Source organism: Ramlibacter sp., assembly GCF_013697775.1.
Taxonomy (GTDB): domain Bacteria; phylum Pseudomonadota; class Gammaproteobacteria; order Burkholderiales; family Burkholderiaceae_C; genus Ramlibacter.
This window is the reverse complement of sequence record NZ_JACCWG010000417.1, coordinates 1-21,531: the sequence shown is the minus strand read 5'-3', so window position 1 is coordinate 21,531 and position 21,531 is coordinate 1. Positions and strand designations below refer to the sequence as shown.

General features: G+C 66.8%; 23 protein-coding genes and 1 pseudogene. 12 read left to right on the top strand and 12 right to left on the bottom strand.

Translation table 11 applies throughout. The features are described 5' to 3' along the window. Positions 1 to 86 precede the first annotated feature (86 nt). From H0U68_RS21170 to H0U68_RS21145, 6 genes and pseudogenes are all read left to right on the top strand, one after another. Entirely contained in the window at positions 87 to 1,505 is a 1,419-nt protein-coding gene (locus H0U68_RS21170; RefSeq protein ID WP_296358882.1) for a TolC family protein, read from the top strand. Positions 1,506 to 1,530: 25 nt separating this feature from the next. Continuing rightward, complete coding sequence (locus tag H0U68_RS21165) at positions 1,531 to 2,949, top strand: copper oxidase (RefSeq protein WP_296358881.1); 1,419 nt, start codon at positions 1,531 to 1,533, stop codon at positions 2,947 to 2,949. A 46-nt stretch (positions 2,950 to 2,995) separates the two neighbouring features. Next, positions 2,996 to 3,490, top strand: a complete 495-nt coding sequence (locus tag H0U68_RS21160; RefSeq protein WP_296358880.1) for a cupredoxin family protein — start codon at positions 2,996 to 2,998, stop codon at positions 3,488 to 3,490. Between the two features lie 32 nt (positions 3,491 to 3,522). Continuing rightward, positions 3,523 to 3,834 (top strand): copper-binding protein, encoded by a 312-nt coding sequence (locus H0U68_RS21155; RefSeq protein ID WP_296358879.1) that lies wholly within the window; start codon positions 3,523 to 3,525, stop codon positions 3,832 to 3,834. A gap of 108 nt (positions 3,835 to 3,942) precedes the next feature. Further along, a pseudogene (locus tag H0U68_RS21150) lies at positions 3,943 to 4,071 on the top strand (four-helix bundle copper-binding protein); the annotation flags it as partial. Positions 4,072 to 4,093: 22 nt separating this feature from the next. Beyond that, complete coding sequence (locus H0U68_RS21145; RefSeq protein WP_296358878.1) at positions 4,094 to 4,450, top strand: DUF305 domain-containing protein; 357 nt, start codon at positions 4,094 to 4,096, stop codon at positions 4,448 to 4,450. 33 nt (positions 4,451 to 4,483) lie between these two features. Here the strand turns inward: H0U68_RS21145 and H0U68_RS21140 are convergent, their stop codons facing one another. Both H0U68_RS21140 and H0U68_RS21135 read right to left on the bottom strand, forming a co-directional pair. Continuing rightward, the gene (locus tag H0U68_RS21140) at positions 4,484 to 5,857 is read right to left on the bottom strand and encodes a heavy metal sensor histidine kinase (RefSeq protein ID WP_296358877.1); all 1,374 of its coding nucleotides are present in this window, start codon (positions 5,855 to 5,857) and stop codon (positions 4,484 to 4,486) included. Between the two features lie 23 nt (positions 5,858 to 5,880). Continuing rightward, complete coding sequence (locus H0U68_RS21135; RefSeq protein WP_296358876.1) at positions 5,881 to 6,555, bottom strand: heavy metal response regulator transcription factor; 675 nt, start codon at positions 6,553 to 6,555, stop codon at positions 5,881 to 5,883. A gap of 94 nt (positions 6,556 to 6,649) precedes the next feature. On the opposite strand from H0U68_RS21135, the gene H0U68_RS21130 reads away from it, so the two are divergent. Further along, a complete protein-coding gene (locus H0U68_RS21130) occupies positions 6,650 to 6,979 on the top strand; it encodes a copper-binding protein (RefSeq protein ID WP_296358875.1) in 330 nt (109 codons plus the stop codon). Between the two features lie 133 nt (positions 6,980 to 7,112). On the opposite strand, the gene H0U68_RS21125 is transcribed toward H0U68_RS21130, so the two are convergent. The 6 genes from H0U68_RS21125 to H0U68_RS21100 all read right to left on the bottom strand — a co-directional run bounded on the left by H0U68_RS21125 (position 7,113) and on the right by H0U68_RS21100 (position 14,201). After that, positions 7,113 to 7,460: a hypothetical protein gene (locus H0U68_RS21125; RefSeq protein ID WP_296358874.1), complete on the bottom strand. Its 348-nt coding sequence runs from the start codon at positions 7,458 to 7,460 to the stop codon at positions 7,113 to 7,115. A 78-nt stretch (positions 7,461 to 7,538) separates the two neighbouring features. Next, on the bottom strand, positions 7,539 to 10,691 hold the full coding sequence (locus tag H0U68_RS21120) for an efflux RND transporter permease subunit (RefSeq protein WP_296358873.1): 3,153 nt from the start codon (positions 10,689 to 10,691) through the stop codon (positions 7,539 to 7,541). After that, on the bottom strand, positions 10,688 to 12,313 hold the full coding sequence (locus tag H0U68_RS21115) for an efflux RND transporter periplasmic adaptor subunit (protein WP_296358872.1): 1,626 nt from the start codon (positions 12,311 to 12,313) through the stop codon (positions 10,688 to 10,690). Before H0U68_RS21115 ends, H0U68_RS21120 begins: the two co-directional genes overlap by 4 nt. Next, positions 12,310 to 13,572, bottom strand: a complete 1,263-nt coding sequence (locus tag H0U68_RS21110) for a TolC family protein (RefSeq protein ID WP_296358871.1) — start codon at positions 13,570 to 13,572, stop codon at positions 12,310 to 12,312. Before H0U68_RS21110 ends, H0U68_RS21115 begins: the two co-directional genes overlap by 4 nt. A gap of 66 nt (positions 13,573 to 13,638) precedes the next feature. Continuing rightward, entirely contained in the window at positions 13,639 to 14,040 is a 402-nt protein-coding gene (locus H0U68_RS21105; RefSeq protein ID WP_296358870.1) for a hypothetical protein, read from the bottom strand. A gap of 38 nt (positions 14,041 to 14,078) precedes the next feature. Then, positions 14,079 to 14,201, bottom strand: a complete 123-nt coding sequence (locus tag H0U68_RS21100; protein ID WP_296358869.1) for a hypothetical protein — start codon at positions 14,199 to 14,201, stop codon at positions 14,079 to 14,081. Between the two features lie 155 nt (positions 14,202 to 14,356). On the opposite strand from H0U68_RS21100, the gene H0U68_RS21095 reads away from it, so the two are divergent. Continuing rightward, positions 14,357 to 16,567, top strand: coding sequence for a copper-translocating P-type ATPase (locus H0U68_RS21095; RefSeq protein ID WP_296358868.1), 2,211 nt, complete (start codon positions 14,357 to 14,359; stop codon positions 16,565 to 16,567). 172 nt (positions 16,568 to 16,739) lie between these two features. Here the strand turns inward: H0U68_RS21095 and H0U68_RS21090 are convergent, their stop codons facing one another. Together H0U68_RS21090 and H0U68_RS21085 are read right to left on the bottom strand one after the other, a co-directional pair. Then, the gene (locus tag H0U68_RS21090) at positions 16,740 to 17,126 is read right to left on the bottom strand and encodes a hypothetical protein (protein ID WP_296358867.1); all 387 of its coding nucleotides are present in this window, start codon (positions 17,124 to 17,126) and stop codon (positions 16,740 to 16,742) included. A 103-nt stretch (positions 17,127 to 17,229) separates the two neighbouring features. Then, the gene (locus H0U68_RS21085) at positions 17,230 to 17,460 is read right to left on the bottom strand and encodes a hypothetical protein (RefSeq protein WP_296358866.1); all 231 of its coding nucleotides are present in this window, start codon (positions 17,458 to 17,460) and stop codon (positions 17,230 to 17,232) included. A 74-nt stretch (positions 17,461 to 17,534) separates the two neighbouring features. On the opposite strand from H0U68_RS21085, the gene H0U68_RS21080 reads away from it, so the two are divergent. The 4 genes from H0U68_RS21080 to H0U68_RS21065 all read left to right on the top strand — a co-directional run bounded on the left by H0U68_RS21080 (position 17,535) and on the right by H0U68_RS21065 (position 18,797). Then, positions 17,535 to 17,783 carry a hypothetical protein gene (locus H0U68_RS21080; protein ID WP_296358865.1) on the top strand — a complete coding sequence of 83 codons (249 nt, stop codon included), beginning with the start codon at positions 17,535 to 17,537 and terminating at the stop codon, positions 17,781 to 17,783. Positions 17,784 to 17,954: 171 nt separating this feature from the next. Further along, positions 17,955 to 18,269, top strand: a complete 315-nt coding sequence (locus H0U68_RS21075) for a cellulose synthase (RefSeq protein ID WP_296358864.1) — start codon at positions 17,955 to 17,957, stop codon at positions 18,267 to 18,269. 97 nt (positions 18,270 to 18,366) lie between these two features. After that, a complete protein-coding gene (locus H0U68_RS21070) occupies positions 18,367 to 18,579 on the top strand; it encodes a hypothetical protein (protein ID WP_296358863.1) in 213 nt (70 codons plus the stop codon). A 5-nt stretch (positions 18,580 to 18,584) separates the two neighbouring features. Continuing rightward, positions 18,585 to 18,797 carry a major capsid protein gene (locus H0U68_RS21065; RefSeq protein WP_296358862.1) on the top strand — a complete coding sequence of 71 codons (213 nt, stop codon included), beginning with the start codon at positions 18,585 to 18,587 and terminating at the stop codon, positions 18,795 to 18,797. 572 nt (positions 18,798 to 19,369) lie between these two features. Here H0U68_RS21065 and istB read toward each other — a convergent pair. Together istB and istA are read right to left on the bottom strand one after the other, a co-directional pair. Further along, on the bottom strand, positions 19,370 to 20,152 hold the full coding sequence (istB, locus tag H0U68_RS21060; RefSeq protein WP_296358861.1) for an IS21-like element helper ATPase IstB: 783 nt from the start codon (positions 20,150 to 20,152) through the stop codon (positions 19,370 to 19,372). Continuing rightward, the gene (gene istA, locus H0U68_RS21055; protein ID WP_296358860.1) at positions 20,149 to 21,156 is read right to left on the bottom strand and encodes an IS21 family transposase; all 1,008 of its coding nucleotides are present in this window, start codon (positions 21,154 to 21,156) and stop codon (positions 20,149 to 20,151) included. Before istA ends, istB begins: the two co-directional genes overlap by 4 nt. Between the last annotated feature and the right edge of the window lie 375 nt (positions 21,157 to 21,531).

Sequence of the window (21,531 nt, the reverse complement as noted above, 5' to 3'; positions counted from 1 at the left end):
CGCCGCGGCGCCGGCCCGGACCGGCACGCCGGCCGCAGGCAGCGATCCGCATGCCGGCCACGGCAAACCATAAAAGGATGATCTCCATGCGAGGACACATTCGGCTCGCCGCTGTCGCTGCCGCCGTGCTGGCGCTGGCCGGCTGCGCTACCGTCGACATCGACCAGGCCGTGCGGGACACCAATCGGGCCATTCCCGGCTTCACCGACAACAAGCTGGAGCTGAGCCGCACCGACCAGCAGCGCCAGGCCCGCGCAAGGCTGTCCGGCGAGCTGCTTGCCAAGCCCTTGACCATGGACGACGCCGTGCAGCTCGCCCTGGCCAACAGCCCGTCGCTGCAGGCCCTGATCGCGCAGAGCTGGGCGGACATCGCGGCGGCCGACCAGGCCGGCCGCCTCGGCAATCCTGTTTTCACCTTCGAGCGGGTGCGGGTGCAAAGCGAACTGGAGATCGGCCGGCTGCTGTCGATCGGCCTGCTGGATCTCCTCACGCTGCCCCGGCGGCAGGCGCTTTCGCGCAACCAGGTTGCGCAAGCCAGGACGCAGATGAGCGCCACCATCGTCGAGCAGGTCAGCCAGGTCCGGCAGGCCTGGGTCCGCGCCGTCGCGGCGCAGCAGTCGCTGGACTATGCGCAGCAGGTGAACAACAGCGCACAGGCAAGCGCCGAGCTGGCGCAGCGCATGCAGCAGGTGGGGAATTTCAGCAAGCTGCAGCGCGCGCGCCAGCATGCGTTCTACGCCGACGCGGCCGCCCAGCTCGCCTCGGCGAACCACGCCACCACCGCTGCGCGCGAAGAGCTGGTGCGCCAGCTCGGCCTGACCGAGGAGCAGGCCCGCCAGCTGAAGCTGCCGCAGCGCCTGCCCGACCTGCCGAAACAGCCGCGCGCGCCGGCGCACGTGAATGCAAGCGCGCTGCAGCAACGGCTGGACGTGCAACTGGCGCGCCTGCAGCTTGACGTGGCCGGCAAATCCCAGGGGCTCAACCTGCTGAACAGCCTGTTCGACATCGAAGCGGGCGCGCGCCGCGACACCAGGTTCGACAACGCCACCGGCGAGCGCGCGACGGCCAAAGGCTACGAGCTGGAGATCAGGCTGCCGCTGTTCGACTGGGGCGGGGCGCAGCGCGCAGCGATGAACGCACAGTCGCTGGCGGCGGCCAACCGGTACGAAGCGGTGATCCGCGCGGCCTCGTCGCAGCTGCGCGAGAGCTATTCCGCGTACCGCACCGCCTACGACCTGGCCAGGCATTACCGCGACGAGGTGGTGCCGCTGCGCAAAACGATTTCCGAGGAGAACGTGCTGCGCTACAACGGCATGCTCATCGGCGTCTTCGAACTACTGGCCGACCAGCGCGACCAGGTCGCGACGGTCAACGCGGCGCTCAATGCGCAGCAGCAGTTCTGGCTGGCGGACGCCGGCCTGGCCTCGAGCCTCATCGGCAAACCCATCGCCATGGGCGTGACGCCGGTCTCCACAAGCACAACGAGCGGCGGCGAACGCCATTGAGCACGCCGCGCACATGGACACCCCAATGACAAGCAGACGAAATTTCCTGGGCGGTGCGGGTGCCATCACCGGCGCAGTGGCGGCGGCTTCGGTCGGCAAGGCCGCGATGGCGGCGTTGCCCGAGCCGGTTACCCAGAGCAAACCCGACACCATGGCGCCGCTGGTTCCGACCACCGGCCGGCCCTACAACCCCGTGGTCACCCTGAACGGCTGGACGCTGCCCTGGCGCATGAACAACGGCGTCAAGGAATTCCACCTGGTGGCCGAACCGGTGGTGCGCGAGATGGTGCCGGGTTTCAAGGCCCACCTGTGGGGCTACAACGGGCAGTCGCCCGGCCCAACCATCGAGGTCGTGGAAGGCGACCGCGTGCGGATCTTCGTGACCAACAAGCTGCCCGAGCACACCAGCGTGCACTGGCACGGGCAGCGCCTGCCCAACGGCATGGACGGCGTGGGCGGGTTGACGCAAAAGCACATCGCGCCGGGCAAGACCTTCGTGTACGAATTCGAGGCGCGGCGGCCGGGCACTTTCATGTACCACCCCCATGCCGACGAGATGACGCAGATGGCGATGGGGATGATGGGCTTCTGGGTCACGCATCCGAAGGGCGGCCACCCGTTGATCGACCGGGTCGACCGTGACTTCGTGTTCCTGCTCGGGTCGTTCGACATCGAGCCCGGTGCCTACACGCCCAAGATCATGACGATGCTGGACTTCAACCTGTTCACCTTCAACAGCCGCGTCTTCCCCGGCATCGATTCGATGAACGTGCGCAAGGGCGACAAGGTGCGCATCCGCGTCGGCAACCTGACGATGACGAACCACCCGATCCACCTGCACGGCCACGAATTCCTCGTCACCGGCACCGACGGCGGACCCACGCCCAGGAGCACGCGCTGGCCCGAGGTGACCACCGACGTGGCGGTGGGACAGATGCGGCAGGTCGAGTTCATCGCGGACGAGGAGGGCGACTGGGCATTCCACTGCCACAAGAGCCACCACACCATGAACGCCATGGGCCACGAGGTGCCCACCATGATCGGCGTGGACCACCGCAAGGTTGCGCGCGAGATCACCAGCCTGATTCCCGACTACATGGTGATGGGCGAGCGCGGCATGGCCGACATGGCCGAGATGGAGATGCCGCTGCCGGACAACACCGCGCCCATGATGAGCGGTGAGGGTCCGTTCGGCTCCATGGAGATGGGCGGCATGTTCACGGTGCTGAAGGTGCGGCGCGACCAGAAGCCCGGCGACTACAAGAACCCCAGCTGGTTCCAGCATCCCGCCGGCACTGTGGCCTATGAATTCACCGGCAGCCTGCCGCCGGCGCCGCGGGCCAACACCCCAGGCACGGGCTCGATGCCCGCCCGGATGGCGCCGAACAACAAGGAAGTGGAAGTGCAGGTCCGCAAACCCAAGTCCGGCCATTCCGGCCATTAACCCGGCGAGCCATCGCCACTCTCTTCACCCTGGAAAGGACTCAGAAATGAAAAAGATCAATGCCTTGCTGGCCGCCGTCCTGATCGGCATGTCGCTGGCTGCCGCCGCCCACGAAGGCGAGGACCACAGCAAGAAGGCCGGCCCGGTCAAGAAGGAGCAGAAGGACTGGGGCATCGCCGGGGACGCCAAGGCCGCCAAGCGGACGGTGGAGCTCACCATGTCGGACAGCATGCGCTTCACGCCCGATCGCGTCGAAGTCAAGCAAGGCGAGACCGTGAAGTTCGTGGTCAAGAACAGCGGAAAGATGCTGCACGAGATCGTCATCGGCACCAAGAAGGAACTCGACGAACACGCGGCCCTGATGGTGAAGTTCCCGAACATGGAGCACGACGAGCCGTACATGGCCCACGTCCCCGCGGGCAAGGCTGGAGAGCTGGTCTGGACCTTCAACCGCCCTGGCGAATTCGACTTCGCCTGCCTGATTGCAGGCCATTACCAGGCCGGCATGACCGGCAAGATCAAGGTCGCAGCCGCGAAATGAGCCAAACCACAGGAACAAGGAAGGATGACGCCATGAAGACAGTACGAACGCTCCTGGGCTGCGCGCTGCTGGCAGCCGCAGGCATGTCGGTCGTGCTCGCGCATGCACAGACCCCACCCGCGGACATGACCGACGCGGAGGTCCGCAAGGTGGACAAGGACACCAGGAAGATCACCTTGAAGCACGGGCCGATCAAGAATCTGGAAATGCCGGCAATGACGATGGTGTTCAACGTCGCCGACCCGGCCCTGCTGGACAAGGTGCAGCCGGGCGACAAGGTCCGCTTCTCGGCCAAGAACGAGAGCGGCAAGTTCACCGTGACCGAGATCCAGCCGGCGCAGTAAGGCGGCGCGGCGCCGCACGGGGAAGGCCAAAAGACGGCAGCAAGCCGCCGGCCTTTCTGACGAGTGCGGCGATGAGCCGCGCGAGCGAAAGCGCGAAGGCGCCCTGCGCTCTGCGCGGACATCTGCCAGGCCTGCGGCGACGAATGCGCCGAGCACCAGATGGAGCACTGCCAGCAGTGCGCGCAGGCCTGCAAGCGCTGCGCCGAAGAATGCCGTCGGATGGTCGCGGCGGCCTGACCAATTCCCAGAAGGACATGACATGAACAAGAATTTCACTCCCGTTTTCCGGGGCGCCTTCGTGGCTGTTCTCTCCACCGCGCTGCTGGCCCCGCTCGCGCATGCCCAAGGGCAGGGCGGGATGGACATGAAGGGCATGATGAAGGAGAACAACGAGCAGATGTCTACCATGCAGGCCACCGGCAATCCGGACGTGGACTTCGCGATGATGATGCGCATGCACCACATGGGCGCGCTTCCGATGGCCGAGCACGAACTGAAGAACGGCAAGGACCCCAAGATGCGCGACATGGCCAAGAAGATCATGGCTTCCCAGAAAAAGGAAATCGCCCAGTTCGAGCAGTTCCTTTCCAAGCACGGCCACCCGGTCAAGAAATGACGCTTGCGGCCATGCAGGCCGAGCCTGCATGGCTCAGGCAGGGAACACCAGGCTGAAGATCGTCTTTGCCGTGGCCGAGTCGCTCTGCGCCAACACGGTCCCGCCGTGCGCGTGCATGATGGAGCGGACGATGGCCAGCCCGAGGCCGGTGCCCCCGCTGATGCGGGCACGTGAGGCGTCGACGCGGTAGAAGCGGTCGAAGATGCGGCCGAGATGCTCGGGCGGGATTGTCTCGCCCTGGTTGGACACGCAAAGGCGCCCCGCCGCATCGTCGGCACTGGCCTCCAGTTTGACCGCCGAGCCGCGCGACGCATGCCGCACCGCGTTCGACAGCAGATTGGTGATCGCGCGCTGCACCAGCAGGCGGTCGGCGCGCACCATCGCGGCGCCGCGTACCTCGATGCGGATGCCGTTGTCCTCCGCGATCAGCGAGAGATAGTCCGCAACCCGCTGGGCCTCCTGCTCCAGCCAGACTTCTTCGAGCCGCAACGGCGGCTGCGCATGGTCGGCCTGCGCGATGAACAGCATGTCGGAGATCAGGCGCGCCAGCCTTTCGAGTTCCTCGACATCGGATTCGAGCACCTCGCGCAGCTCCTGGGCGCTGCGTGGATGGGACAGGGCAACCTGGCTGCGTCCGAGCAAGGTTGCCACGGGCGTGCGCAGTTCATGGGCCAGGTCGGCGGAGAACTCCTGCAGCTGCCGGTATCCGTGATCGATCCGTTCCAGCATGGCGTTGAACTCGCGTGCGAGCTCGGCAAGCTCCGTCGGCAGCCCGGCCTCCTGCACCCGCTGGCTGAGCGATTCCGTTCCGATCAAAGCAGCCAGCCGGCGGAAGCGGCGCAGCGGCGCCAGGCCGGTGCGCGCGATCAGCCAGGCACCGAGGGCGACCAGCGCCAGCAGCACGGGCAACCCGAACAAGCTGGCACGCAGGAACCCGGACAGCAGCCGCTGGTCGTGGCCGCGGTCCAGCGAGAGATAGAAGCGCACCGCCGACCCGTCGGCCGTTGGGCCTTGTTCGCGCAAGGAGGCGAAGCGGGAGCCATCCGGCGCCACCCAGTCCGGCACGCCGGCGGTGTTCCCGCGCGCGTCCAGCACGGGAATCGACACCTGAGCGACCTGCGAAAAACTCGCGAGCGGCGAGCCCGAGCGCGGCTCCACCAAAGCCAAGTGCAGGTGATCGTGTCCGATCAGGAGATCGCCGAAACGATGTCTGTTCGCCGGCACCGCGTTCGTCGACGGAATCTCCGACAGGATGTGCCGCACCAGGTCGCGCTTGCCCTGCAGTTCGACGGTGGCGCGTGCGTCCAGCTGCTGCGACAGGGCCAGATAGCCCACGGCGATGGCGCCACCCGCGATGACCAGCCCAAACAAGGCGCTGGCCAGCGCAATGCGCAGTGCCAGCGACATGCGCATCCCGGCCTGGGCAGCGCTCAAGCCCTGCGCTCCAGCACGTAGCCGACGCCGCGCACCGTGTGGATCAGTTTTTGCTGGAAGGGGTCGTCGATCTTGGCGCGCAACCGGCGGATCGCGACCTCCACGACGTTGGTGTCGGAATCGAAATGGATGTCCCAGACCAGCGACGCGATCTGGGTGCGCGAGAGGACCTGGCCGGCTCTCTGCATCAGCAGGGACAGCAGCGCGAACTCCTTGGCCGAGAGGTCGATGCGCTGCCCGGAGCGTGTCGCCCGGTGGCGCACCGCGTCGATCTCCAGGTCGGCGACCCGCATGACAGGGTCCACCGGCTGCGCCTGTCCGCGCTTGAGCAGCGTGCGCACGCGTGCCAGCAACTCGGGAAACTGAAAGGGCTTGACCAGGTAGTCGTCGGCGCCCAGGTCGAATCCGCGCACTTTGTCGTCCAGGCGGTCGCGGGCGGTGAGCATCAGCACAGGCGTCTGGCGCGCCGTGCGCAGCGCCGACAGCACCGTGAAGCCGTCGATTCCCGGCAGCATGACGTCCAGGATTACCAGGTCGTGATCACCGTTGGCGGCGGCGTGCAGCCCGTCGGTTCCGGTGAGGGCGACCTCGACCGTGTAGCCGCTCTCGGTCAGCCCCTGGCGCAGATACGCCGCGGCCTTGGGTTCGTCCTCGACCACCAGGATCTTCAACGGCAGAGCCTTTCAGATAACAGATTCGTCATGTCGGGGTCAGGGCGGTGTTGCGGCCCACGCACTACATTGTGGACATGCTAAAGGAGATCCCATGAACTCGAAACTGATCCTGATTCTCGCTTCCGCGCTGGCCCTCGGAGGCACCGGCCTGGCCTCGGCGGCGACCGACGCCGCAGCCGCACCGGCCGCCGCGAGTGCGGCCCTGACCGCGGGCGAAGTCCGCAAGGTCGATACCGAGCAGGGCAAGGTGACCATCAAGCACGAGGCGATCGCGAACCTCGAGATGCCTCCCATGACCATGGTGTTCCGTGCCAGCAAGCCGGAGCTGCTGAAGGACGTCAAGGCCGGCGACAAGATCCGGTTCCGGGCCGAGAACGTCGCGGGCGGCATCGTGGTCACGGACATCCAGGCCGCGAACTGACGCGTAGCTACACTTCACGCAGAAAAGAGGCTCCCCTGGGAGCCTCTTTTCCTTGCCTCGGCTTTCAGGGAAAGTCTTCCTTGCGTTTCGTGCGGTCGGTGCCCTCGCGTCTGTAACACAACACTCCGACAAATCAGAGGAGCGCGGGCGCCAGCAACAGCCAGCGGAAGTCCGAGTGCAGCAGGAAATTGGTCGCGCTCATCAGCGCGACACCGGACGCGCCTGCCACTGTCAGCGCCACCAGCGTCCCTGGAGCACGGACTGCGAGGAATCGCCAAGCCACAAGCGTGGTCATCGTTCCGGCCGCGATCATGAATCCTCCCATGACATCGAACACGTGGCCGAGCCACCGCTCCAACCCGGGCACGGGAGCAGCGCCGGTCGAAGAAGCACGAAATAAATGCCCAGCAAGAGCATCCACAGGCCGCAAGCAGCGAACACCTTTCCGGAAAAACCGCATGCGCAAAGGTGAGGGCAACATGACGCGCTCCTTCACAGCACGGACGGTTTGTCAGGCAACCCGACGGCACCGGCGGTCTGCGTGAAATGGAAAGGGGAGCTAACTCGAAGAGCTCTGTCGGCCGCCAGCAGACGCCCTCCGTCCCCGCATGAGCAGGTACGCGGCCGGGATCAGGAACAGCGACAGCAGCGGCGCGGTGAGCATGCCGCCGACCATCGGTGCCGCGATGCGCTGCATCACCTCGGAGCCGGTGCCCGCGCCCCACATGATCGGCAACAGGCCCGCCAGGATGACGGCGACCGTCATGGCTTTCGGGCGCACGCGCAGCACGGCACCGGTGCGGATCGCCTCCAGCAGATCTTCCCGGCCCGTCCTGCCGCTGCCGGTCTGCTCGCGCCACGCGTTCTTCAAGTACAGCAGCATGATCACGCCGAACTCCGCGGCGACACCGGACAGCGCGATGAACCCCACCGCGCCCGCCACCGAGAGGTTGTAGTCCAGCAGATAGAGCAGCCAGATGCCGCCGACCAGCGCGAACGGCAGCGTCGCCATGATCAGGGCCGCTTCGGCGAAGCTGCCAAATGTGAGGTACAGCAGCACGAAGATGATGAGCAGGGTGAAGGGGACCACGAGCTTCAGCTTCGCCGTGGCGCGCTCCAGGAACTCGAACTGCCCGGACCACGACACCGAATATCCCGCCGGAAGCTTCACCTTGTCGGCAACCGCCCGCTGCATGTCCTGCACCGTGGAGCGCAGATCGCGGCCGCGCACGTCGACGTACACCCATCCTGACAGGCGCCCGTTCTCGCTGCGCAGCATGGGCGGGCCGTCGCTGATGCGCACGTCCGCCACGTCGGACAGCACCAGGCGGGCGCCGCGCTCGGTCACGATCGGCAGCGCGCGCAGCTTCTCCAGCGAATCGCGCAGCTCCCGCGGGTAGCGCACGCTGATCGGAAAGCGCTGCAGTCCCTCCACCGTCTCGCCAACGTTGTCGCCGCCGACCGCGGCGCTGATGACCGAGTGCACGTCGGCGATGTTCAGGCCGAAGCGGGCCGCCGCCTCGCGCCGGATGTCCACGTCCACGTAGCGCCCGCCGGTCAGGCGTTCGGCCAGCGCGCTGGACACGCCCGGAACCGTCTTGAGCACGCGCTCGATCTCGACGGTCGCGCGGTCGATTTCCGCCAGGTCGGCGCCGGCCACCTTCACGCCGACGGCGCTCTTGATGCCGGTGGCCAGCATGTCGATGCGGTTGCGGATCGGCGGCACCCAGATGTTCGCCAGTCCCGGCACCCGCACCGCGCGGTCCAGCTCCTCCACCAGCCGGTCCGGCGTCATGCCGGGGCGCCATTGCGCGCGCGGCTTGAACTGGATGGTCGTCTCGAACATTTCGAGCGGCGCGGGGTCGGTGGCCGTCTCGGCGCGACCCGCCTTGCCGTAGACGCTGGCGACCTCCGGCACGGTCTTGATGAGCCGGTCGGTCTGTTGCAGCAATTCGGCCGCCTTGCCGGCGGACAACCCCGGCAGCGCCGACGGCATGTACAGCAGGTCGCCTTCGTCCAGGCGCGGCATGAACTCCGCGCCGATGTGCAGCAGCGGCCACAGGCTCAGGACCAGCAGCACGCCGGCGGCGGCGAGCGTCAGCCTGGGCCATCGCAGCACCGCGTCGAGCAGGGGGCGGTAGGCGGCGATCAGCAACCGGTTCAGCGGATTGGCTTTCTCGTCCGGGATGCGCCCGCGGATGAGATATCCCATCAGCACCGGGATCAGTGTCACGGACAACCCCGCCGCCGCGGCCATCGCATAGGTCTTGGTGAAGGCCAGCGGCGAGAACAAGCGGCCTTCCTGCGCCTGCAGGGTGAACACCGGGACGAACGACAGGGTGATGATCAGCAGCGAGAAGAACAGCGCCGGCCCGACCTCCGCCGCCGCCTCGCCGATCACCCGCCAGTGCGCGTCGCCGCGTAGCTCCTGTTCCGGGTGGGCGTGGCGCCAGTGCTCCAGGTGTTTGTGGGCGTTCTCGATCATCACCACCGCTGCGTCCACCATGGCGCCGATCGCGATGGCGATGCCGCCCAGCGACATGATGTTGGCGTTGACGCCCTGGTAGTGCATGACCACGAAGGCGGCCAGGATGCCCAGCGGCAGCGAGACGATGGCGACCAGGGCCGAGCGCAGGTGGAACAGGAAGGCGAAGCACACCAGCGCCACCACCAGGAACTCCTCCAGCAGCTTGCCTTTCAGGTTGTCCACGGCGCGCTCGATCAGGCCGGAACGGTCGTATGTCGGCACAATCTCCACGCCTATGGGCAAACCGGCCTGCAAGGTCCTGAGCTTGGCCTTCACCGCGGCGATCGTCTCTAGCGCGTTCCTGCCCGAGCGCATCACGATCACGCCACCCGGCGCCTCGCCTTCGCCGTCGAGCTCGCCGATGCCGCGGCGCATCTCCGGCCCGATCTGGATGCGGGCCACGTCGCCCAGCCGCACGGAGACCCCCGACGGCGTGGTCATGAGCGGCACCTGCCGGAAGTCGTCCAGCGAGCGCAGGTAGCCGGACGCGCGCACCATGTATTCGGCTTCGCCCAGTTCCAGCACCGAGCCGCCGGCCTCCTGGTTGGCTTTCTTCAGGGCGTCGATCACCCGGGTGTGCGGGATCGCGTAGGCGGCCAGGCGCTGCGGGTCCAGCACCACCTGGTACTGGCGCACCATCCCGCCGATGGAAGCCACTTCGGCCACGTCGGGCACGGTCTTCAGCTCGAACCGCAGGAACCAGTCCTGCAACGCGCGCAGCTGGCCGATGTCGAACTTGCCGGTGCGGTCCACCAGCGCGTACTGGTAGATCCAGCCCACACCCGTGGCATCGGGACCGAGCGATGCCTTGGCGCTGGCCGGCAGGCGGGACTGCACCTGGTTCAGATACTCCAGCACGCGCGAGCGGGCCCAGTACAGGTCGGTGCCGTCCTCGAACAGCACGTACACGAAGGAGTCGCCGAAGAACGAGTAGCCGCGCACCGTCCTGGCACCGGGCACGGACATCATGGTGGTGGTCAGCGGATAGGTAACCTGGTTCTCCACGATCTGCGGCGCCTGCCCCGGGTAGGTGGTGCGGATGATGACCTGCACGTCCGACAGGTCGGGCAGCGCGTCCAGCGGCGTCCTGGCCAGCGCATAGACGCCCCACGCCGCCACGATCACCGTGCCGAGCAGCACCAGGAACCGGTTGTGGATCGACCAGCGGATCAGGCGCGCGATCATTTCCCGGCTCCCTGGGCCTGCGCCGGCAGCGGGGACACGCGCGTGAGCTGCGGCAGCCCGTCGGTGTCCATGTAGAACTCGAAGCCGACGCGGTCGCCCTGGCGCAGGTTGCGCGGCAGCGGGCCGGCCGCCGGCAGCTTGAAGTCCATGGTCATGGGGCCCCACCGGATGGACGGGATCGGCCCGTGCGAGAGCGTCAGGGCGTCCTTGCCGATCGCCTCGATCCTGGCCTCGCCCTGGTGGCGGGGCGCCGCGGCCGCCGTCGGCGCCTTCGGCGCTTCGCTGTTCAGGCGCGCCTCCAGGCCGCGCAGGCTCGCTTCGGAGTCGATCAGGAACTGCGACGACACGACCACCCGCTGGCCCGGCTGCAGCCCGCGCGTGATCGCGGTCTGGCCGCCGCTTTCGGCGCCCGCCTGCACCTCGACGGGCCGGAAGCGGCCGTTGTCCTCGGCCAGCATCACCAACGTGCGGCGGCCGGTCTGGATCACCGCTTCGGTCGGCACCAGGATGCTCTTGTCCTGGTGCATGTCCGTGAACCGCATGGACACGAACATGCCCGGCACCAGCCGCCCGCGCGGGTTGCCCAGCTCGACCCGCGCCTTGATGGTGCGGGTCGCCGCGCTCACGTCGGGAACGATGGCCTGCACCGTCCCGTTGAACGTTTCCCCCGGGATGGACGGGGTCTGCGCCACCACCCGCGTGCCCGGGCGCAGCAGGGCGGCCTGGCTTTCCGGCACGTCGGCGTTCGCCCACACCAGGCCGAAGCCGTTGATGCGGAACAGCGTCGCGCCCGGCATCACCGCCATGCCGTCGCGCGCGCCGATCTCGGTCACCAGCCCCGCGATCGGCGCCGTCACGGCAATGCGGGGGTCCGGGCGCCCGCTGCGTTCCACGCGCTGGATCTGCGCATCGCTCATGCCGGCCTGCCGCATGCGGGCGCGCGCGCCGTCTAGCAGCGCAGCCAGGCCGGCGCCCTGCATGCGCCGCACGGCGAGGAACTCCTCCTGCACCGCCACCCAGTCCGGGACGTAGAGCTCGGCCAGCACCTGGCCGCGCGCGACGCGGTCCAGCGTCGCCTTCACGTGCAGCCGTTCCACGTAGCCGCTGGCGCGTGCCTGGATGACCGCCTGCTCGCGCTCGTTGAAGGCGATGCTGCCGGTGGCCGTCAACTCCGCGGCCAGCGCGCCCTCGGCCACCGGCGCCGTGCGGATGCCCAGGTTCTGCTGCATGCGCGGGCTGACGCTCACCCGGCCCTGGTCGGCATCCGCATCGGCATAGGCCGGCACCAGCATCATGTTCATGAAAGGCGACTTCCCGGGCGCGTCGAACTTCTTTCCCGGCACCATGGGGTCGTGGTAGTAGAGAATCCTGCGCCCCGTCGCCGGATCCGTGTCGCCTGCCTTGAGGCGCGCGGCGATGTGCCGGCGGGTCGCGTCTTCCCCTTCGGGAATGCCCTGGGGAACAGCCATGGCCTGCGCGGCGGCGCCGGGCATGGCCGGCGCGGCTGCCGTGCCCGCGCGGCTTGCCTGGTGCATACCCAGCCTGTACAGGCCGTAGCCGCCAGCGCACAGCGCCACCGCGAGCGCCGCAACAGCGGCATGGAGGAGGTACTGTTTCTTCATGACGGGTCCTTCGCGACGGGTGCGTGGACGAGGTAGTGCAGCTGCGCCCAGAGCCGCGCCGTCTCCATTTCCAGCGTGAGCAGTTGCATGAGGGCGTCCAATTCCTCGCGCCGAGCCGCCAGCACGGAGGCGAGGTCCGCCTTGCCGGTGCCGTAGGCGGTCAGCGCGGCTTGCGTCCGGTTCCGGGCGGCGGGCAGCAAGTCCGCCTGGAGGGCGCGCAGACGCTCCTTGCCCGCCTGCCAGTCGTTCAGCAGCGTGGCTGCGGAAGACTCTTGCGCAGCCAGCGCATCCTGGTACCTGGCGCGCGCCTCGGCCAGCGTAGCAACCTTGGCCGCGACCTCGCGGTCCTGCCGGTTGCTCCGGTCCAGCTGCAGCGGAATGGAGACGCCCACCGACACCATGTTGGAATAGGCGGAGCCGCGCTGGCTGTACATCGCCTCCACGGTCACATCGGGCCGGGTGCTGGCCTGCGCCAGCCGGACTTCCGTCTCAGCCGCGTCGGCCTGCGCGGCGAGCGCCTGCAAGCCAGGCTGCTGCTGCAAATGGTCCGGCAGCGACCGCGCCAGCGGCGTGTCCTGCCAGGGAACATCGCCCGTGGCGGCCGCACTCGCAGCCTGGGGACCCGCCCAGCGCGCCAGGGCGAGCCCAGCACTGCGCAGCTGGCGCTGTATCTGCCGCAGCTTGTCCTGCAAGTTGGCGAGCGCCATGCGCGCGGCGAACACGTCCGCCTGGCTGCCGCGCCCGCCGCGGAAGGCCACCTCGGCACCCTGGATCTGCAGCTCGGTTTCGCGCAGCTGCCGCTCCACCAGCTGCACCATGGCCTGGCCATAACGCCGCTCGATCCAGGCCAGCGCGGTATCGCGCTGGATGGTGACAACAGCTTGCTCGCGCTCGGCCTGGATGCGCTTGCCGTCCTGCGCCAGCCGCTCGACCTTCAACCGCCTCTTGTCCGGTCGCGTCAGCTCCTGCATCACGCCGATGCGCCGCATGGTCATAAAGTCGCGCGACAGGCTGAACCGGTCCGGCCCATCGACGGGCAGGTTGTCCACGCCGAGCTTCAGGACCGGGTCGGGCAGTTGGCCGGCTGCCACCGACAGCTCGCGCACGGCGGCTGCAGCGGCATCGGACGCGGCAAGCTGCTGCGAACGCTCCAGCGCCAGGCGCTGCGCCTCGGCCAGGGTGAGGGATTGCTGGGCCGCGGCCGGCAATCCCAGGAAGAAAAGCAGTGCGGCCGTGGCCAGGCCGGATCGGATGTGCATGAGGACCTCCAGGAACGACGAAGAGCCGTTCGCGGCGCGCGAACGGCGGCTAGTCGACCCAGGAGGTCAAATGCGCAAGCAGCAGTGGCGGATCGCCAAAGGAGGCCCCGCCGGTGGGGGAGGGGTAGAGCGTGCGGGTGGCGCGGGGCTTTCGCCGGACGCAGTCGCGGCGGCCACCGTCAGCACCGGGCCCAGCTGTTCCAGCGTCGCCAGAGGCGGAACCTGGTAGCTGTCGGCGGACTGTTGCGCCGCCTGGCAATGCGCATGGCAGAGCCCGGGGTGCTGTTCGTCGTCCATGGCGCGGGACATCTCCTCGGCGCAAGGCATCGCGGCCCTGAACATCTGCTCGACCTCCGCAGCTTTCGCGATACCGGGACACGCGTAGCTCGCCAGCGCCAGCTGTCCGAACAACAGCGCAGCCACCGCGACAAGCACGGTGAGCCAGCGGTTGCGACGGGAGATGCGCATCCTCACGAGTTTAGTCGAGACATCGGCGAATGGGGAGATCAGGCCGGCGGGTAGCCAGCTTCCTTGAGCGCCTCGGCAAATTCCTGGCGATCCTCCACGGACTGCACGCTGAGCTTTTTGCTGCCCAGATCAACCTCGACCTTGGCGTCGGGGTCGACCAACTTGCAGGTTTTGGCGACAGTACTCGCGCAGTGTGCGGTTTGTAGCTTTCGGCATGGATGACTTGACCTTCCCACGGTAGGAGGCCTGAAACTGGACGTGTCGGCCCAATCAAACTGAGCGCGAGAGGTCGGCGCATGCCATCAGGAGAGCCGCCATGAACGAACACGCATCGCACGCCCATCACGCGCACCACAGTCACCCTCCCCCGGAAGCGAGCGGCTCCGCCGCACCCGTCCCCGCCGCCCCCGGCACGGTCTACACCTGCCCCATGCACCCAGATATCCGGCAGGACCACCCGGGGAACTGCCCGAAGTGCGGGATGACGCTGGAGCCGCTGATTCCGTCCGTGGAGGAGGACAACTCCGAGCTGCACGACTTCCAGCGGCGCTTCTGGTGGACCTTGCCCCTCACCATCGTCATTGCGGTGCTGGCGATGTTCGGCCATTCCCTGGGGCTGTTCGACAGCCGGATGCAGAGCTGGATGGAGTTCGTGCTGTCGCTGCCGGTGGTGCTGTGGGCCGGCTGGCCTTTCTTCGTCAGGGGCGCGCAATCCGTTGCCAACCGCAGCCCCAACATGTGGACGCTGATCGGGCTGGGCACCGGTGCGGCCTTCGTCTACAGCACCGTGGCGACCATCGCACCGCAGGTGTTTCCGGCCTCCTTCATGTCGATGGGCCGGGTGTCGGTGTACTTCGAGGCGGCTGCGGTGATCATCTCGTTGACCCTGCTGGGGCAGATGCTGGAACTGAAAGCCCGCTCGCAAACCTCGGCCGCCATCAAGGCGCTTCTCGGCTTGGCGCCCAAGACGGCACGCCGGATCGGGGCGAACGGCGAAGAGGAGGATGTGCCGCTCGCACAGGTGCACGTCGGGGACCTGCTGCGTGTGCGCCCGGGCGAGAAGGTGCCGGTCGACGGCATCGTCGCCGAAGGCAGCAGTGCGCTGGACGAGTCCATGTTGACCGGGGAGCCGCTGCCGGTGACCAAGCGCCCCGGCGACAAACTGATCGGTGCCACGCTGAACAGCAGCGGTGCGCTCGTGATGCGCTCCGAGCGGGTCGGCTCGGAAACGGTGCTCGCGCAGATCGTCCAGATGGTCGCGCAGGCGCAGCGCTCCAGGGCGCCCATGCAGCGGATGGCGGACACGGTCGCGGGATGGTTCGTGCTGGCGGTGATCGCGGCGGCTGTCGTCACGCTCCTGGTCTGGGGCGTCGTGGGGCCGGAGCCCAGCTGGGTGTACGGTTTGATCAACGCGGTCGCCGTCCTGATCATCGCCTGTCCTTGCGCTCTGGGCCTGGCAACGCCCATGTCGATCATGGTGGCCACGGGCCGCGGCGCCAGCCAGGGCATCCTGTTCCGGGACGCGGCTGCCATCGAGAACCTGCGCCGCATCGATACCCTCATCGTGGACAAGACCGGTACGCTGACCGAAGGCCGTCCGGCCTTCCAGGCGGCAATTGCCGCGCCGGGCTTCAGGGACGACGAAGTCCTGCGCCTGGCCGCAAGCCTGGACCAGGGCAGCGAACACCCGTTGGCGGCGGCCATCGTCGCGGCCGCGCGCGAGCGTGGGCTGGCGCTGGCCCGGCCGGAGCAGTTCGATTCGGAATCCGGCATTGGCGTGCGCGGCACGGTGGAGGGCGCGGACCTAGGCCTGGGCAACACGGCTCTGATGGAGCAGCTTGGCATTGACGTCACTCCGCTGGCGTCCCGCGCCGAGGAACTGCGCGCGGAGGGCGCGAGCGTTATGTATCTCGCTGCCGGCGGCAAGCTGGCGGGCTTGCTGGCCGTGGCGGATCCGGTCAAGGCGACGACACCTGCTGCGCTGGCTACGCTGCGGGCGGCAGGGCTGCGGGTGGTGATGGCCACGGGCGACGGCGTGACCACCGCACGCTCGGTGGCCAAGCGCCTGGGGATCGATGAGGTCTATGGTGAAGTCAAGCCAGCCGACAAGCTGCGGCTGGTGGAACGGCTGCAAGGGGAAGGGCGCATCGTCGCCATGGCCGGCGACGGGATCAACGACGCGCCGGCGCTCGCGAAAGCGGACGTCGGCATCGCGATGGGGACCGGGACCGACGTTGCAATGAACAGCGCGCAGCTGACATTGGTGAAGGGCGACCTGCGCGGCATCGCCGTGGCGCAGGAACTCTCCAACGCGACAGTGGCGAACATGAAGCAGAACCTGGGGTTTGCCTTTCTGTACAACTCGCTGGGCGTGCCGATCGCGGCCGGCGTGCTGTACCCCTTCACCGGCTGGCTGCTCTCGCCCATGATCGCGGCTTTGGCCATGAGCCTGAGCTCGGCCTCGGTGATCACCAATGCCTTGCGCTTGCGCAACGCCGCGTTCCAGGATTCTGACCGGCAGAGATAATGGTTGCGGCCCCGTCGGGCCGATCGGCGTCGCAAGCGACGCCCGCCGCCGTGGACATCTCTGCACCCTCGCCAACCCGCCCGCAGTCCACTTAAATATCGGGGAAGGCTGTTCAGACAAGCGGAGCCACTTCTAATTTCGCAAAGTCCAGCAACTGATCATCGTTGTGATTTTACATAATATACATCGTATGAAGTCGAGGCATGCCGGTTAGGGCACTAAAAACCAAGGCGGCGCTGACGGATGTGGCGGCCCAACATGCCGCGCTCATACGTCGTGAGGCTTTTCCCAGCACCTCCAAAAGGCGTGCCTTCCTCTCTGGGTTCTTCTCCTGCTGGATCACGACATAGCACGCCACCTCCTGCGCGCTGAGTCCGGCGATGTCCGCCATCAAAGCCTGGGCCTGTACCGGGCATGCCCGGGTTCCTTTGCTCCAGTCGTAGACGTTGCCAGGGCTGTACTTCAGCAGCTTCGCTAGCGCCTTCTTGTCTCCGACGCGTGCGGCTGCCTCATCAATCAGGCTTTTGACCCGAGCTTGGTCGTTGCTTTCGTTACTCATGATGAGATACGCTTCCTCTGTCACTCAATTTGGGTGTTACTCAAAACGGTTACTGGAGGGGATTATGGGCGTTGGGTCTTCTGCCGTCGATGCGAGCTTTGCATCAACGGTCGGCGCGCATCTCAGGGAGATTGGTCGTGTCCCGCAGTGGTGGCGTAGTGCCTGCAACGCGGCTCATGGCTTGCACCAGCCCGGACTCGCGAATTCCGTCTCGGATTGCTGCGCGCAGTACCAAATAGCTAATGACGATGGTGATGATCACGCTAATGGCTGTGATCGCCAGCAAGACCAGTTGGTCGCGCAGGATGGCGGCTTCAAGGGCCTTGATGTCCATGGTGGTTCCTCCGTGGTTGTTCGCACCGTGGACTCTAGCGCGGCGGTTGGGCACCTCATGCGGCGGGGTGCGTGATGGCCGTCACGCTCGTAGCGACGAATGCGCGGCCGGCGTCATTTCGTGCGGAGGGCAAGCACAACCGCGATGCGACCGGTGTGCAAGACGTGCGGTCGGGCTGCACGGTCAGCCACGCCGGTTTCCGGCTGCTGGTCACCCAGGTGCGACATGGCTCCTTCCGTGGCCGCCACATCAATGCGTGGGGCCAGCTCACACAGGAAGTGGAACTCCTTCCGTGCCGTGTCGTCCGGGTGCTCACGTCGTGAAGCCCTTCGACTGCTTCCTGTGGGTCTGTGTCGGTGCCATCTACGTCTGCATTGGCCCCCACTGCTCCTTCGTTTTCCGATGACACGGCGGCACGCGTGAGTTCAGCCCTTTGTCTCGTTGCCACGGGCCAAAGGGCCGCGTTCCTGCGGTGTCTGCTCATAGGACAAACCATGCATTCCATCCTCGAAATTCTGCTGGTTAACACCAAGACCGGTACTGCCAAAAAGAGCGGTCAGCCCTACTCCATCAGCGAGGCGCACTGTGTGCTGCGCGATGAATCCGGCAAGGCCGGTGCCGTGGGCGTGCTGACGGTCCCGAAGGCGTTGGAGGAGGTCGCCAAGCCCGGCCTCTACACCGCCTCGTTCACCCTGGAGGCGCCGACCTATGGCGAGAACGCGGGGAAGATCGTCGCGGCGCTCTCGGGCTTGGTGCCCATCCCGGCCAGTGCCCTCAAGCGCGCGTCCGCAGCCACCGCCCCGGCGTAACTATGGCAAGCGCCCTGCTCCACCCCACGCTGCTGCTGCTCGCGGTGCTCGTAGGTGCCTGCGTTGGGCTGCGCACCCTCCGCCGGCTGGAGCGCGCGTGAACGACCCGGTAACCGTCACGTGCGCCACGGCCTGCACCGTCACGCACGTCATCTCAATTGAAACCCCTCTCCTCAACCTCACGGTCGAGGAGGGGGCGGCAATCGCGGGCGCTGTCCTCGCGGTCTGGGCGTTGGGTTGGGCCTTCAGGGTCTTCATCCAGCAGATCAGGCAAACGGGTGGCAATTCCTCAACTACAGAAAGCGAGTGATCTTCATGAACCGTTTCAACCTGCAAACCGCGCGCTATGCCGCGCTGGCTGCTTTCTCGGCGATGGCCGGCGCCTCCCATGCCGCTGCGGTGGACGTGTCCGCCATCGTGACGGACATCGGGGCGCAGGCCGTTCCCGTGGGCCTGATCGGCGCGGCGATCCTGCTGCTCACGGTGGCCATCATGGCCTTCAAGTGGGTCCGCAAGGCGATGACCTGATCCTAGGTCGGGATGCTCGGTGGCTTCGGCTGCCGGGCCTTCTCGAAGCGTCCACGTGGGCTCTTCGGAAAGGCTTCAATGGGGCTCTTGATACTTCTCGCGGTGCTGCCTGCCGCGTGGCTCATTTTCACGGCTTAGGTATGTTCTACGCCTCTCGCCTGGCGCGATTCTGCGTCGCTACCTTGGTCCTGTTACTCGCACCTGGTGCGCTGTGGGCTGGCACCTATCCGGCTACGTCCGTTCGGTGGACTTCCACGGTCTATTTGGGCTGCAACATCCGTGCGGATAAGAAATTCACTGATGAATCGCCTGAGGGCGTCTGTTCTCAAGCGCATGCCGCTGCGCAGGGTGCCGGGTGTGTCGGGATTTCGTTCGTACGGTTCACGATGGTTAGTAAAACCAATACGGCTTTCAGCTGCACCATTGAGGCGAGTAACTGTCAACGCCGATTAAAATCTGACCCACTTTCCTGCAAGGTCGCCGAAGTAAATCTGACCCACCCGGGTTCATTCACTTCTGCCTCTCGGTCGCGCAGGGCGAAGCCCGGAGCGACCGAGAGGCCCCCCCGGCCGTCATTCCGCGGGCACTGCCCTCCTTGCCGCCTGGCCGGCTTTACGTTTGTCCTTGAGTCGATAGCTCTCGCCGGTGACCTGCACGATGTGCGCATGGTGCAGCAAGCGATCGAGCATCGCCGCCGTCAGCGTCTGGTCGTCGGCGAACGCCGTGGCCCATTGGGTGAATGGCAGATTGCTGGTCAGGACCATCGATCCGCGCTCGTAGCGCTTGGCAACCAGGTTGAAGAACAGCGTGGCTTCGTCGCGCCCGAACGGTAAGTAGCCGATCTCGTCCACCACCAGCAGCTTGGGCCCGAGTACCGCGCGGTTGAAGTATTCCTTCAGCCGACCCTGGGCTTTGGCGGCGGCGAGCTGCAGCATCATGTCGGCAGCGGAGATGAACCGTACCTTGTGCCCGGCCATCACGGCGCGGTGCGCCAGCGCCAGGGCGATGTGGGTCTTGCCCACGCCGCTCGGGCCGAGCAAGACCACGTTCTCGGCACGCTCGACGAATGTCAGGTGCGCCAGCTCCTGGATCTGCGCCTTCGGCGCTCCGCTGCCGATCGACCAGTCGAATTGCTCGAGGGTCTTGACCGCCGGCATGGTGGCCAGCTTCATCAGCGTCGTACGCTTGCGCTGCTCGCGGGCGGCGGATTCGCACTGCAGCAGCTTCTCCACGAAATCGGCGAAGCTGGCTTCGTCCCGCGCTGCTTGCTGCGCCAGCGCCGGCCATTCCGCGGCCAGGCAGGCCATCTTCAGTTGCTCGCACAGGGCGGCAATGCGTTGGTGCTGCAGGTTCATGCCGCCACCCCCAGCAGCGCGTCGTACACGGCCAGCGGGTGCTGCAGGCTCTCGATCGGGATCGCGACGCGCAGGGGCGGCGCAGGCTGCGCCTTAAGCGCCGGCGCGGGCAGCATCACCGCCTGCTCCTGTGCCAAGCGGGCCGCCGGCACTGCCTTGGTCGTCGCGTGCACCCGTGCGTTGGCGACTTCATCGAGCCAGCGGCGCACGTGCGAGTTGGCGACCTCCGGCGTGAGCTTCAAGCCAACGGCCTCCAGGCTCGCCGCCAGCGGCACCAGGAAGCTTCCTTTGAGGTAACCGTTGAACCGTTCGACCTTGCCCTTGGTCTTGGCCCGATACGGCCGGCAAAGCCGCGGCTTGAAGCCGCATTCCTCGGCCAGCTGCCGCAGACCCTCGTTCCAGCGGTGCAGGCCCTCTCCGTAGGCGTCGCGGTCGATCACCACGGTCTTGGGGTTGTCGAACAGGACGTGCTCGGGCACGCCGCCGAAGAAGTCAAAGGCCTCGCGCAGTCCCGCGCGCAGCGCCTCCAGGTCCTCGCTGCGGCCAAACTTCACGTAAGTCGCACGGCTGTACCCGAGCGTCGCGACGAACGCCACCAGCGGGTCGCGGCCTTTGCGTACCCAGGTGAAGTCGGCCTGCATCTGCTGGCCAGGCGGCGTCTCGAATCGAACCACCGGATCTGGCGTGCCTTGCTTCAGCGGCGCCAGCCAAGCCTTGAGCTGGCTGATACCGCCGTCGTAGCCGCGCCCGGCAATCTCCCGCAGCAGCACCGTCGCCGGAATCCACCGCGGCCTGGCCTGCTCGACCCGCTCGGCGAGGTACTCCCTGTACGGGTCCAGTTTGGTCGCCCGCGGCGACCTCGGCCCATAGCGGCTGGCCTCTTGCTCACGCAAGTACCGCCGCACGGTGTTGCGCGAGCAGCCAAGCTGCCTCGCGATCTCCCTGATCCCCTCGCCCCTGCGGGCCATCACACGTATCTCCACTGCTTGCTCCTGGTTCAACATCGACGGCCAAAAGGCCACCATCGTCGCCCAGGTGGGTCACTTTTACTTCGGCGCAGTGGGTCAGTTTTACATCGGCGCTAACAAGTAACGCCAATAGCAATTTTTCTGTGAGTGGAACTGTGACGGGTACCTGCACGAACAATGACACGTTTGATCCTGCCACGCGCTTGTGTACTGATACCTGTCAGAACGGCATGGTGCGGAATGCAGCGACTGGTCTTTGCCAAGCGCCCAGTGGATGTGAGTCGCTAGTGTAGTGCGCGCGAATTAGTTGAACTTTCGCTCAAGGGCATACTCCGATGGCCAAGGGGGTGTGATGCCATGCGGGTCGCCAAGTCGATTGAGCTGGATGGGCAGACGCAGCAGGAGCTTCGA